At 61.3% G+C, this 13,828-nt stretch carries 9 protein-coding genes; 3 read left to right on the forward strand and 6 right to left on the reverse strand.

Features of this window, described 5'->3' with window-relative positions:
- The first annotated feature begins 72 nt into the window (after positions 1-72).
- A complete protein-coding gene (locus P7F60_RS22760) occupies positions 73-1,296 on the forward strand; it encodes an MFS transporter (RefSeq protein WP_277919986.1) in 1,224 nt (407 codons plus the stop codon).
- A gap of 93 nt (positions 1,297-1,389) precedes the next feature.
- On the opposite strand, the gene P7F60_RS22765 is transcribed toward P7F60_RS22760, so the two are convergent.
- The 5 genes from P7F60_RS22765 to P7F60_RS22790 all read right to left on the reverse strand — a co-directional run bounded on the left by P7F60_RS22765 (position 1,390) and on the right by P7F60_RS22790 (position 9,263).
- Positions 1,390-1,698, reverse strand: coding sequence for a DUF2834 domain-containing protein (locus P7F60_RS22765; protein WP_277919987.1), 309 nt, complete (start codon positions 1,696-1,698; stop codon positions 1,390-1,392).
- A gap of 360 nt (positions 1,699-2,058) precedes the next feature.
- Positions 2,059-4,107, reverse strand: a complete 2,049-nt coding sequence (locus P7F60_RS22775; RefSeq protein ID WP_277920141.1) for a hybrid sensor histidine kinase/response regulator — start codon at positions 4,105-4,107, stop codon at positions 2,059-2,061.
- On the reverse strand, positions 4,085-5,599 hold the full coding sequence (locus P7F60_RS22780; protein WP_277920142.1) for an ATPase domain-containing protein: 1,515 nt from the start codon (positions 5,597-5,599) through the stop codon (positions 4,085-4,087). Before P7F60_RS22780 ends, P7F60_RS22775 begins: the two co-directional genes overlap by 23 nt.
- A 476-nt stretch (positions 5,600-6,075) precedes the next feature.
- Positions 6,076-7,425: a sigma-54 dependent transcriptional regulator gene (locus tag P7F60_RS22785; protein WP_277919988.1), complete on the reverse strand. Its 1,350-nt coding sequence runs from the start codon at positions 7,423-7,425 to the stop codon at positions 6,076-6,078.
- Complete coding sequence (locus tag P7F60_RS22790; RefSeq protein ID WP_277919989.1) at positions 7,422-9,263, reverse strand: ATP-binding protein; 1,842 nt, start codon at positions 9,261-9,263, stop codon at positions 7,422-7,424. Before P7F60_RS22790 ends, P7F60_RS22785 begins: the two co-directional genes overlap by 4 nt.
- A 223-nt stretch (positions 9,264-9,486) precedes the next feature.
- Between P7F60_RS22790 and P7F60_RS22795 the strand changes: the two genes are divergently transcribed.
- Entirely contained in the window at positions 9,487-10,821 is a 1,335-nt protein-coding gene (locus tag P7F60_RS22795) for a dicarboxylate/amino acid:cation symporter (RefSeq protein WP_277919990.1), read from the forward strand.
- Positions 10,822-11,127: 306 nt separating this feature from the next.
- Here P7F60_RS22795 and P7F60_RS22800 read toward each other — a convergent pair whose 3' ends face one another.
- Positions 11,128-11,853: a TetR/AcrR family transcriptional regulator C-terminal domain-containing protein gene (locus tag P7F60_RS22800; RefSeq protein WP_277919991.1), complete on the reverse strand. Its 726-nt coding sequence runs from the start codon at positions 11,851-11,853 to the stop codon at positions 11,128-11,130.
- Positions 11,854-11,948: 95 nt separating this feature from the next.
- On the opposite strand from P7F60_RS22800, the gene P7F60_RS22805 reads away from it, so the two are divergent.
- On the forward strand, positions 11,949-13,811 hold the full coding sequence (locus P7F60_RS22805) for an FAD-dependent monooxygenase (protein WP_277919992.1): 1,863 nt from the start codon (positions 11,949-11,951) through the stop codon (positions 13,809-13,811).
- Positions 13,812-13,828 lie beyond the last annotated feature (17 nt).

The raw sequence follows: 13,828 nt of genomic DNA on the forward strand, positions 1-13,828 counted from the left end.
GGAACCCGACAAATGAAATGGGAAATGTTATCGGATTTCGACAAATCCAGAATAAAGCGCTGGCAAATCGGCATGCTTACGCTGGCGCTGCTGTGCGAGATGTTCCTGGCGGCGGACTGGTACGCCTTCGCCGCCGTCATTCCGTTCATCTCGGAAACGCTGCAGCTCGATCCGGCGCAGGCCGGCCTTGCCCAAGGCATCTTCGCACTCACCTACGGCCTTGGCATGATCGTCTGGTCTCAGGTAAGCAAGCGCATGACGGCACGCGGCATGCTGCTCGTCGGTCTTGCGGGCACCGGCCTTGGCATGATTGCGCAGGTCTATGTGCAGAGCTACGGGCAGTTGCTCGCCCTTCGTCTTTTCGTCGGGTTTTTCGATGCGGCAATCTTCCTCGGCAACATGAAGCTGATTATCGGCTGGTTTCCGCAGGCCCGCCGCGGTAGCGTCATAGGCCTCATTCTTGCTGCCTACAGCTTGGCGATCACGCTGGATTTTGCCGTTGGCATTCCGCTGACGATCGCATTCGGCTGGCGCACTTTCTTTGGCATCCTGGCTGCAGGCACGCTGATCGTCGCTGTCTGCGTCGTCTTGTTCACCCGCAACGGTCCGGCCCATATCGGCATTTCGGGCTTCCTCTGGGAGCCGGAAAAGGATCGCGCCTCCAATGTATCGCTGGCCAGCATCTTCAAGTCGCGCTGGATCATTGTCGGCGGTCTCGGCATTTCGGCCTGCACCATGGCGATTGCCGGCACGGCGACCTGGGTTATCCCGGCCTACATCACCATTCATGCCATGCCCGTGGAAGATGCGGCGCTGATCGGTACGCTGATGGGCCTTTCGCAGGTCTTCTTCCTGGTTATCGGCGGCTATGTCTCCGACCGCATGGGCAAGGCGGCGATGATAAAGTTCGGGACCGTGCTGGCGCTGCTGGTGGCGGTGATGTTCACCATAGGCACGATGTCGGCGCTGCCGTTTGTCTGGCTGGTCGTCATGGCGCTGCTCAGCGGTATCGCGCTCTTCGGCGGCGGCGCGATCTTTGCGCTGCTCAGCGAGAAATATCCCGACGAACTGGCAACGGCTGCCGTGGGATATGCCGAGATCTTCGGCATTCTCTCGACCTTCATCTCGCCTTGGATGATGGGCGTGGTCATCAAGGTCTCCGGCGGCTCGTTTGCCGGCGCTTTCCTGGCCTTCGCCATTGCCGAAGCCGTGATGCTGGCGATCATCGTGGCGCTTGCCCGTGAAACCGGCCGCGTCCACAATGGTCAAGTCGTCGGATCGACTTCGCGCGGCTGATCTTCGACCCTACAGTGTCCATCCTCGACTGCGGGCGGCGCGGCAGAAGAACGCGTTATCTCACTGCCGCGACCCTGCAGGCGGCGCGGGCACTCACTCCGGCTCGCGCAAATAGAAATACAACGGCAATGCCAGAGACAGGCCAACGAAGAAACTTGCCGGAAGAACCAGCCACCAGCGCTCGACCCTATGCCTCGCAGCATCCCGCCATGACCACACCCAGAAGACCAGGATGGAAATCAGCACATCGGCGGAAAACCCGCCGGCCGCACCGTTCACGAACAGGGATCTTAGAAAGAGCGGAATATCCGGGCCATGCTGCATGAAGAAAGACCCGAACAGCATCCAGGGGACGACAGTTCCGAACACCGCGACTGCCAGATAGAAATTCCTTATCGTCATGCGTTCCTACTGTGTCACAGGCCTCTGAATCAATTCGGTATTTTCGACGTTATCCAAGGGCTACGGTCGACACAAGGCAGGTCGCGGGAACGAACTTGCTCTAAATCCAGCGATCACCGGCAGCCCGGGCTACTATCCGATCGGCTTGGCCGAGGGTGCCGTTCATATGCCCGCGGCCGTGCTGTGTCAGCCGCGCGACTTGCGCGCGAAGTGCGGATCGACGGCGTTCCAGGTACGGCCATCGGCCTTCAGCGAGGAGCCGATAGCGCAGCCGTCGGCGACCATTGCATGCTTGACGCCGGTATTGACGAGAACCGGCGTCGCCGCGCCGCTTGTGATCTCTCTCAGATCGCGCCCGATCTAAACCTTCAAGATGCGATCGATCTCCGTCGCGAGTTGCTGCTGCGTGTAGGGCTTTCCAAGCCTTGCAATGTCGAAGTCGATGCCTGGCTGCAGCTCAGCATATCCCGATGCGATAAGGATCGGCAGCCCGGGGAACAGCGTGCGCGCCGCCTTTGCCAATTCTCCACCCGTCATCTCCGGCATGGAATAGTCCGTAATCATCAGATCGAACCGGCCACTCCCCTTGAGATGCGCAAGCGCCTCCTTTCCGGAATGCGCCATGACCACCTCATGACCGAGATCGGCCAGCATATCGACAGAACTCATCGCGATCAGGAAGTCATCATCGACGAGAAGAACGCGGAGCGATTGCGCCCGTTGTTCCTGCCGGGGCGTGTCCTCTTGCTCCACCGTGGCCAGCCGCTCATGTGAAACGGGAATCCAGAGTTCGGCAGCGGTGCCTTGTCCTGGCGCACTACGAAGTCGCAATGCCCCGTGCAACTGCAGCGCCAAGCCGTGGATCATCGACAGGCCGAGCCCCGTGCCTTTGCCGAGCTCCTTCTTGGAAAAGAACGGTTCGACTGCCTTTTGCAGCGTGTGCTCGTCCATCCCGTAGCCGTCATCGATGACGGAAAGCACACCGTATCGCCCGGGGGCGAGATCCCCCTCTTGCGTGGCAAGCGTCATCTCGGACAGGACGATGCGGATCGTTCCGCCGTCCGGCATGGCATCGCGCGCGTTCACCACGAGATTGAGAAGGGCCAACTCCAACTGGTTGGGGTCGGCGAGCACCGGATCAAAGCTTTCGGAAATCGATGTTTCTATGGCGATACCCGCACCGACCGAGCGCTTCAGAAGCTCGACCATCTCACTCACCAGTCTGCCGAGATCGACCGTGTCGACGCGCAGATCCTGCCGGCGTGCGAAAGCCAGAAGCCGCTGTGTCAGCGACGCGCCGCGTCTGGCGCCCTGAAATGCGCCATCGATCAGCCGCGTCGCCTTTGCATCGCCGTCCGTATGCTTGCGCAAAAGCTCAAGGTTTCCCAGCACCGCCATCAGCAGGTTGTTGAAATCATGGGCGACGCCGCCGGTCAGTTGGCCGATCGCCTCCATTTTCTGGGCCTGCAGAAGTTGTGATTCGGCCCGCTCACGCTGTGCCACCTCCGCCATGACGGCCGCATGGGCCTTGTGGAGTTCTTCCGTGCGCTCTGCGACACGTTCCTCCAGGATTTCGTTCAATTGCCGCTGCTCGACCTCCCATGATATCCGTGCGGTGGCATCGGAGGAAACACCGATCAGCTTGATCGCCTTTCCACTGCGATCCCTATAAAGCTGCGCGCGGACCTCGGCCCAATGAAGCGAGCCATCGGGCCAGATCGTCCGATACTCAATTGCGTAGTCGGCGCCGGACTCGATCGTTGCCCGCACAGCCGCTTGCATCTCCTCCAGATCGTCGGGATGAATGGCGGCGACAAGATCGTCATAAGTGAACGCATCGACGGAACTTCTCCCGAATATGCTCCGGCAGGTGGCCGACGTGACGAGTTCGAGGGTCGAGAGATCGAGTTCCCATGCGCCGAGATGGCCAGCGTCCAAGGCTGTCTGCAGCCGCCGTTCGCCTTCGTCCAGCGCCTCGATGCGTATGCGCGCCTCGTATTGTCGACGCCTGCCCCGCAGCGCCGAGCGCGCTACGCTGAGAAATGTCGTGGCATGAAACGGCCGCTCGATGAAGCTGACATTTCCCAGAATGTCGGACAGACGCCCGGCGGAAGGGTTTTGCTCCGGTCCCCCTCCGCGGTGAGTGAGAATGATGAAAGGAAAATCGGACCAGCTTGGCTGCGACTGGATCCACGCCGATAGAGGGCGCAAATCCGCCGAGCGCACCGCCTCCTCCGTGAGGACCGCGAAGGCGATGTTTTCTTCCATGCAACCGCAGAAAGCGACAAAATCCTTCACGGTCTTCGACGGAATGCCGGCTTCTGATAGCAGCGAACCGGCGATCTGCGCATCCCGTCCCAATGGGGCAAGGATCAGGGCTTTGGCCTCACTGTTTGGAATGGTCCTGATCCTCACTGGAAAGGTTCATAAGGGGCTGCTTCTCCCCAACGAAGGTCGGAACTCCAAGCAGGATGCCCTGGAAATCGGAAAGCGGTTCGCCGAGCGAAAGGCCACCACGGCCGATCGTAAACTCCCGGATCGTGTCTTCGTGCCTGCCTGTTCTTTTCTTGATGACCGAAATGGCGCGACGGACCTTGCCGAGGGCCTCGAAGTAGCGCAAAAGCACGACCGTGTCGGCAAGGTAAGTCATGTCCACAGGCGATTTCATGTCTCCAACCAAGCCCTGCTGCGTCAATGTCACGAAGGTGTTCGCGCCCTGGCGATTCAAATATTGCAGCAGTTCGTGCATGTGGAGTATGAGCGCACTTTCCTCGGGCATCGATGCCTGGTAGCCATTGATGCTGTCGATCAAGACGGTTTTTGCGTCGAAACTGGCGACACGGTCGCACACACGCTGAGCGAACTCACCAGGCGAGAGCTCCGCGGCATCCAGCTGCTCGATGTGGATAAGACCGTCCCGTTGATAGCTTTCCAGATCGAAATCCAAGGCTTTCGTGCGTTCCAAAAGCAAGCCCAATTCTTCATCGAAGATGAAGAAGGCCGCTTTCTCGCCGCGCTTGACGGCGGCATCGAGGAACTGCAGCGCAAACAAGCTCTTGCCTGTGCCGGCCGGGCCAATCAGAAGAGTGCTCGACCCCCGCTCTATGCCGCCGCCGAGCAACGCATCGAGTTCCGCTATGCCGCTCGACAGCGTCGTGCGATCAAACGCGGTGCGGTGCTCGAGCGCCCGCAGGCGCGGGAAAACCGCGACACCGCCCGTCTTGATGATGAAGTCATGGTATCCGCCACGAAAGGCCTGACCGCGGTACTTGGTGACCCGCAGGCGGCGGCGTTCCGCGCCGTAGCTTGGCGCCAGCTGCTCAAGATGAATGACCCCGTGCACGACGCTGTGGACCGTCTTGTCCAGGTTGTCAGAGGTCATGTCATCAAGGAGAAGCACCGTCGCACCAGTCCTCGAGAAGAAGTGCTTCAGCGCAAGGATTTGGCGGCGGTATCGCAGGGAGCTTTGGGCGAGAAGCCTGATTTCCGAAAGGCTGTCGAGCACCACGCGACCCGGTTTCAATCTCTCGAACGCCTCGAAGATCATCTTCGTGGTTTCGCCGAGTTCAAGATCCGATGAATAGAGCAGACTCTGCTGTTGATCCGCATTCAACAGGCTCTCGGGAGGAACGAGTTCGAAGATTTCAATATTGCTGTCGATTTCCATACCGTGGGACTGGGCACAGTCGCGCAGTTCCTCCTCGGTTTCGGAAAGCGTGATGTAGAGGCACTTTTCGCCAAGCGCCGCACCTTCCAGAAGAAACTGCAGGGCAACTGTCGTTTTTCCCGTACCCGGCGAGCCTTCGAGAAGAAAGACATGACGACGCGACAATCCACCTGACAGGATATCGTCGAGACCATCGACGCCTGTTTTTGCCCTCCGCGAAACGCGTCCTTCCATCTGATTCCTCCGTTTGATCACGTGGTAACTAGGGCCCGGTGCAGCGATAGCAACTGGCGCGAAAGCGCGTCCGATGGTGAATTCGGGATCAATTGCGATCATATTGGTCGCCGAGGACGAAGCACGCTTGGCTTGCCATTATCGTGCGGCCGGAACGTCTTCGGATGGGACTGCTCACCATTTCGCCGGACAGAACGGCTAGAGCATTTCCGCTTTTCTCGAAGCGCAAGAATGCTCTATCTCTTTGTTTTTACATGTCCTCGGACGTCGTGTCCGTGATCGGCGCTCAAGACGCTGCACGTGATGCTCGCCTGCACCCGGCATTGTCTCCTGGAGGTTTTCGACAGGCCGAGCGCATGGCCGCCCGAGATAGGGGTCGTAGCCGGGGTCTCTGCCTGGGCGGGAGGCAAGATGATAGAGCAGCATCCCGAACGGACATGGAAGGTCCGGCGCTCGTTCGAATGAGATAGGCGTGCTCACCTGGAACCGCCGATGAACTCACGGCGCACGATGCCGTGGCGCTGGAGCTTGTCGTAAAATGTCTTGCGCGGGATTTGAAGTGCGGCGATCGTTTCCTGCACATTGCCTCCATGGGCCGTGAGCGTCTCGCGGATGATTTCCGCTTCGAGCCGCTCCAGCCGTTCCGGCAACGATCCGGGTTGCGTATCCGTCGCGGACGAGCCCCCAGCTACCGTGCCGGGCGTCATCCCGAGCACGACACGTTCGGTGAAATGCGAGAGTTCGCGAACATTGCCCGGCCAGTCATGCGCACGCAGATGATGAAGGATATCGGCGGAAAGAGGCGGCGCCGGCCGCTGGAAACGCCGCGCTGCCCGCTCGGCGAAATAGCGGAACAGGAGTGGAATATCATCCCGCCGCTCGCGCAGCGGCGGGATGGTCAGCGAGATGACGTTGAGACGGTAGTAGAGGTCTTCCCGGAAGGCCTTGCGCTGTTCGGGATCGGCGAGATCGACTTTTGCCGCGGCCACGATGCGGATATCGACGGGCCGCACCTCGTTGGTTCCCAGTGGCGTCACCTCGCGCAACTCCAGCACGCGCAACATCTGGATCTGTGTCGAGAGCGGCATGCTTTCCAACTCATCGAGAAACAGCGTGCCCCCGCTGGAATGCTCAATGCGGCCGATGCGCTTTTTCTGCGCGCCGGTGAATGCGCCCGGTTCGTGGCCGAACAACTCGCTTTCGATCACCTGCTCCGGCAGGGCGCCGCAGTTAAGCGCCACGAAATTGCCCTTTGCACGTCGGCTCCAGTTATGCAGCAGGCGCGCGACGACTTCCTTGCCGCTGCCCGTTTCGCCGGTTACCAGCACGTCGACATCCGTATCGGCGATCTGGCGCAGTGTCTGGCGCAGCCTATCCATGACGGGAGTCTGGCCGATCAGCGGGAAATCGTCTTCCGCCTGCCGCGCGACGTCGCGAAGACGACGGTTTTCGAGGACAAGGCCGCGTTTTTCTGCTGCGCGATGCACGCATTGAATCAGCCGTTCGGATTGAAACGGCTTGGCGATGAAATCATATACGCCGTCCTGGATGGCTTTGACGGCCATTGCAATATCCCCGTGGCCGGTCACGAGGATGACGGGAATTTCCGGATCAAGCCCAAGGATGCGCTCAAAGAGCTGAAGCCCGTCCATGCCGGGCATGCGGATGTCGGAGACGACGACGCCGGCGAAATCGCGGTCCAACTGCGACAGCGCCTCGGCGGCAGACGCGAACGGCGTGACGGCGAAATCCGCAAGTTCCAGCGTTTGCGCCATCGCGCGCAGCAATTGCCGGTCGTCGTCGACCAGGAAAACGGGTGTGCTCATTCCTCCGCCTTTCTGAGATGGATGTTGAACGTTGCCCCGCTTGCGCCGGTCTCGACCTCCAGGCTGCCGCCATAGTCGGAGACGATGTCCTTCGCGATGACGAGACCAAGGCCAAGTCCTTTGTCCTTGGATGTATTGAAGGGTTGGAAGAGCTGGGCGAGGACCGCTTCCGACAGTCCGGGACCGTTGTCGGCAACGATGACGGTGACTATGGCGCCGTCAACGGATACCCTCACGTCGACCTGTCCCTTGCTGTGCGTCTCCACGGCTTCCAGCGCGTTCTGAAAGAGGTTGATCAATACCTGTTCCAGCCGCAAACGGTTGCCCAGAACCCGGAGATCGGCCGGGAAGGGGGCGACCGCCAGACGGTTCAGCCGGCCGGTAAAACGGCTGCGCAGGAGCATCAGGGCACCGTCGATGACGTCGTGCAGGGCGACCGGCTCCTCCGCCGCGCGCCCCTTGCGCGCAAGCGCCTTGAGATCTTCGGTAATCGTCGCGATGCGATCCGTGAGGTCGGTAATATGGTCGAGGTTTTCGCGCGCGGGCTCCGGTCTGTTGCGGCTTAGAAACACCTTCGCATTGTCGGCATAGGCGCGAATGGTGGCCAGGGGCTGGTTGATCTCATGCGCAACACCGGCGGCGACCTGACCGAGAATGGCAAGGCGGTTCGCCTGCACGAGATCCTGTTGCACCGCCTGCAGTCTGGTCTCGGTTTCCCGGTGATCGGCGATCTCGGCTTCGAGATGGTCGCGTGCACGGCTCAGATCGGAGGTTCGCTCGATCACGCGGCGTTCCAGTTCCTCGCGCGCGGCCTGTTCGCGGGCGGCATTGGCAAGGGCCGCATGGCGCCGGCGAAGCCAGATCGCGGCTGCAATCGCAATCGCGACCAGAAGAAGCAGGGCGAGGAGTCGCGCCTCCCGCATCGCCGCGGCGACCGCGTCGTCTGTCGGCACGAGATATTCAAATTGCCAGGGCGTCGAGGCGACGGGTGTGATGATGCGCAGATAGGATTGCGCACCGCCGCCCGGCAACAACACACGAACGAGATTGCTGTCCACCTTCCGCTCGAAGGGGAGCGGCGCGAGTGGTGCCTCCCCGAATTGCAGGCTCTCACGGATAGCGGAGAGACTGTCGCTGGGCAGCGGCTCCGTCGTCATGAAGCGCCAGGATGGAATGCTGGTGATCAGCACGACATGATCGGCATCGACGACATAGGAGGGGCGCTGGCTCTCGCGCCAATTCGTCTCAAGCTGGTCGAATTCCATCTTGACCACGACGACTCCGAGCGCAGAGTCTGCCGGACCGATGCGATGTGAAATGTAGAGGCCTGGCCGCTTGCTGACCGAACCGAGCGCGAAGTGCTCAGCCGTACCCTCCTTCATGGCGCGCGAGAAATAAGCGCGGAACGAATAATCGTTGCCGACAAAGCTCGTCGGCTCGCGCCAGTTGCTGGCGGAAACCGCGACACCGCTGGCGTTGATGACATAGATCACCGCAGCGCTCGTTTCTTTGACGAGTTCCGCCAATTTCAGATCGAGCAATTGCTGTTTTCCGGTTGCCATATCCGTCAACGCATCCGCGACGTCCCGATCGCGGGACAGCAGGAAGGGCAAAGCGCGCGGACGCTCCAGCACGGCTTGAAGGAGCGCGACTTTAAGGTTTGCGTCGGTCCGCCCCTGTTCCTCGATCGCCGACAGGGCGGCAGCGCTGCCATAGTGCCCGGCCACGGAGAGCCCGCCCAGCGACAGGGCGAGGAAAAGCAAGAAGAAGCCAAGCCATTGCCTCCGTATCAAGCGGGCAAGGTCGGCAGACATGGGATTGACGGACGTTTCATTCATCGGCGAACTTGAGCATGAAGTCGCACTTTACTCAATATGATTTGTGTGAAAAGCCGCACAAATAGAGCCCTACCGGTTTCCACATTATTGAATAGGCAATATAATACAGGCGCTTATCCTCCTGCGCCCGACTTGGCACATCCTTTGCTCAGTTTGTTGGCAGTTACAGCAAGTCACCTCGGGAAGAGCCGGTTTTCCGGTTGGGGTGCATAAGGAGGAAGTCATGCACATTTCGTCTGCCACCGTGGAAACGCGCGAGCCGAAACCATTTTACACCCATCTCTATTTCCAGGTGATCGTCGCTATCTGCGCCGGCATGCTTGTCGGTCATTTCTATCCGGATTTCGCTGCCGGATTGAAGCCGCTCGGCGATGCCTTCATCAAACTGGTCAAGATGATCATTGCTCCCGTAATCTTCCTGACGGTCGCGACCGGCATTGCCGGCATGTCGGACCTGAAGAAGGTCGGCCGCGTCGCCGGCAAGGCGATGCTCTATTTCCTGACATTCTCGACGCTGGCGCTTGCTCTCGGCATGGTCATTGCCAATCTCGTGCAACCGGGCGCCGGTCTGCATATCGACCCGGCATCGCTCGATGCCAATGCGGTGGCGACCTATGCCACCAAGGCGCATGAATCGACCATCACAGGCTTTCTGATGAACATCATCCCGCAGACCATCGTCGGCGCCTTCGCCGAAGGGGATATCCTGCAGGTGCTGTTCTTCTCGGTTCTGTTCGGGATTGCGCTCGGCATGGTTGGCGAACAGGGCAAGCCGGTCGTCGACTTCCTGCAGTCGTTGACCTCGCCGATCTTCCGGCTGGTCGCCATCCTCATGAAGGCCGCTCCTATCGGCGCCTTCGGCGCCATGGCCTTCACGATCGGCAAATACGGCATCGGTTCAGTTGCCAATCTCGCCTTTCTGATCGCGACCTTCTACGTTACATCATTGCTTTTCGTCTTTGTGGTGCTCGGCGCGGTCGCCAGGTACAATGGTTTTTCCATCCTGGCGCTCATCCGCTACATCAAGGAAGAGCTGCTGCTCGTTCTTGGCACATCGTCGTCGGAAGCCGCTTTGCCCGGCCTGATGCAGAAGATGGAAGAGGCGGGCTGCAAACGCTCCGTCGTCGGCCTCGTCATCCCGACGGGATACTCGTTCAATCTCGACGGCACGAACATCTACATGACGCTCGCCGCCCTGTTCATCGCGCAGGCCATGGATATCCCGCTGTCGATCGGCGACCAGATCCTGCTGCTCCTTGTGGCCATGCTGAGCTCAAAGGGTGCAGCCGGCATCACCGGTGCAGGCTTCATCACCCTTGCTGCGACGCTTTCGGTGGTGCCTTCCGTACCCGTGGCCGGGATGGCGCTCATTCTCGGCATAGATCGCTTCATGTCGGAATGCCGCGCGTTGACCAATTTCATCGGCAACGCCGTCGCGACGATCGTCGTCGCCCGGTGGGAAAACGAGCTTGACGTCAGAAAACTCAATGCAGCACTAAGCGGCGATGGCGCTACCGAAACGTTTGGCGATGCGGCAGTGTTGCAGCCTGGCGAATGACGAATTGACGATCGCGGTTAAACGCGTGCAGGAACGAGATAGGCCTGCGGGTTTCGTAAACCGTGAATAAGGTGCGCACCGCTGTTAACGTCCGTACTCAGTTATTTCTGTGCTTGGATTTGGCCTGTGGTTCTCTTTCGATAAAGAAGAGGATCACATGCCCATGCTGAGCGACACCTAAAACGCCGACGGGCTGAGCGGCTGGCTCCGGTCCTTCTGCGATGGCTGAAGGAAGACGTGCCGGCTATGGCCTTCCTTCCGGGGAACTACCGACTTTCGACGGACCACCTGCGCTGATTGGCGACCTCAACGTGAAGTCGAGGTCGTTCCGGCAATGCCGTCAAGGACGCGGTCCAACCCTCGGCCAAAGAGCGTCCCGGGAGCGGGATGCGTCATCTGATGGGCGACCTTGGAGAGCATCGGGAAACGGCCGGTGGCGATCATCCGCTGAATGTAAGGCCAATTTGCATCCTGCCATTGCGCCTTCGTCTGGCCGCTCTCCTGCGTTGCCGCCGCGTCGGCGGCCTCGTCACACACCGCGCCGACCACATAGGCGCCTATGACCTTCGTGGCCAGAAAGACAGTGTCTATGTCGTCGATGCCCGGCGCCTCGGCGACGGCCGACAACATGGCTTCGGTGAAGGCCAGGGCATTGGGACCTTGCTGTGGCCTGCCGCCCAACAACGCGGCGAACCAGGGATGGCGCAGCGCAGCGCTCCGCAGGTGGCCGGCCAGCCGTGCGATTCGCGCGCGCCAGGCGCCTGTCGCATCCTCGCCTTCGAGCATTTCCGCGTAGATCGCATCGACCATGAGCGCGAGCAGCTCTTCCTTCGTGGCGATATAGCCATAAAGCCGCATCGGCCCCGCCCCGAGCACGCCGGCGACCTTGCGCAGCGTCACCGATGAAAGCCCTTCGGCATCGGCAAGGGCGATGGCCGCCTGAACGACGACCTCCCGGCTGAGAGGCACCGGAACAGGTCGTGGCTGGCGCTCGGGACGCTCCCATATCGGGCTTGAGTCATTCTTCAGCATGAGCCCACCCTAGCATCGCCCTCTTGACGGTACAACGCGGATGATCGATACATTGTATCGACCAATACATTGTATCTGCCTTGGAGATGACATGCATGGAAAAGACATCGGTTCTGATGGTTGGCGGCGGGCTGGTCGGACTTTCGGCGGCGGTGTTTCTCGCCACGCGCGGGGTTCCGGCCGTGCTCGTCGAGCGCCACCCTGCGAGTTCGCCGCTGCCGCGCGCAATGGGGTTTACAACGCGGACGATGGAGCTCTATCGCGCCGCGGGCCTCGGTGACGCGATACCGCAGGTGCCGCCCGGCCTGGGACGCCCGCGTCGCATCAAGGTCGAAAGCCTCGCCGGAAAATGGTCGAGCGAGGACGTCGCCTGGACGCCGGGCGAGGCGCCGGACCAGCAGGTGAAGGACGACACGCATTTTTCGATCTGCACCGGCGCGGCGATCGCGCAGGATCGTCTTGAGCCGATCCTGCGCGCTCATGCGATCAAGCTCGGTGTCGACGTGCGGCTTTCCACCGAATTGACCGCCTTCGAGCAGGACCATCGCGGCGTCACCGCCATGCTTCGGGATTCGCAGAGGCGGGAGGACTCGCTGCGCGCGGACTACCTGATCGCCGCGGACGGACATGCCAGCCCTGTCCGCGAGGAGCTGGGCATCGGCCGCTCCGGCCGGGGCATGACGCGGACCGTCCGCAGCATCCTGTTCCGCGCCGCCGCGCTGGATGGCTATCTCAAGCCGGGCATCAGCCAGTTCGAGATCGACCAGCCGGATTTCGAGGCGATGCTGACCGTCTATCGCGATGCCAGCCCGGGCCAGGAGCGCTGGCTGCTGATCGTAGCCGATGACGGGGACCATGATGAAGCCGGGCTGCGCGCAATGGTGCAGCGGGCCGTCGGGCGGCCGGAGATGGATTTCGAGATCATCGCGACGGGCCTTTGGCAACTGAGTGCGCTCATCGCCGACCGCTTCGCCGGCGGCAGGATATTCCTGGCCGGCGACGCGGCGCATACACTACCGCCCGCGCGCGGCGGCTATGGCGCCAATACGGGCATCGAGGATGCGCACAATCTCGCATGGAAGCTTGCTGCCGTCCTGGCTGGCCGGTCGCGCCCCGAACTGCTGGATAGCTATGACGCCGAGCGCCGCCCCATCGCCTGGCTGCGCCACGACCAGATCTTCGCCCGGCCCGATTATGCCCGTTACGCAAGACCTGGTGACAAGGACGTGCCGATCATCGACGACGTGGCGATGGAGTTGGGCCAGATCTACCGCTCGGCCGCAGTCATCGACGCCGGCCCTGACCTGCCGCCGGCGCTGCGCCCCGATCTGTGGACCGGCCAGCCTGGCACCCGCGCACCGCATGTCTGGGTCGGCCGGGACGGTGTTCGGTGTTCGACGCTCGACCTCTTGCAACGCGACTGGGTGCTGCTGACGAAAAATGCGCGTTGGCGGGAGCCTGCGGCGGCTGTGGGGGCGCGGCTTGCGCTGAAGCTGGACTGCGTGCTCATCGACGGCGGCGGCAAGGCTGCCCTGCCCCCGCCCGTCACTTCGCCATTGGACGTGCCGATCGAGCGCATCGCGGGCCATCCGGCGGGCAAGGCGGTGCTGGATATTCGACTGCCGCAGGTCATGACCCATTCGGGCTACGAAACCTTCAAATCCCTGAGCCTGCGGCAGCTTCTTCCCCTGTCGCAGGGGCAGCTTAGCGAGGATGCGCTCGCCTGGGTGGCCCGCGACCTCGCGGGAACGGATTTCGCCCTGACCTCGGCCGGGCCGGTCGACGCCCAAGCATTTGGCGACGCTTTCGGAATCGGTTCATCCGGGGCCTCTCTCGTCCGTCCTGACGGTTACATCGCCTGGCGCGTCAAGGAATTCCCGGCGGAGCCGGAAGAGGCGCTTGCCCAGGCGCTTCATACGGTCGCGTTTTGCTCCGCCGAAATCCAAGCTGTCCGATAAGCACGCCGCTCTGCTGA

Origin of the sequence: Rhizobium sp. YJ-22 (genome assembly GCF_029601685.1) — a bacterium.
GTDB lineage: Bacteria > Pseudomonadota > Alphaproteobacteria > Rhizobiales > Rhizobiaceae > Metarhizobium.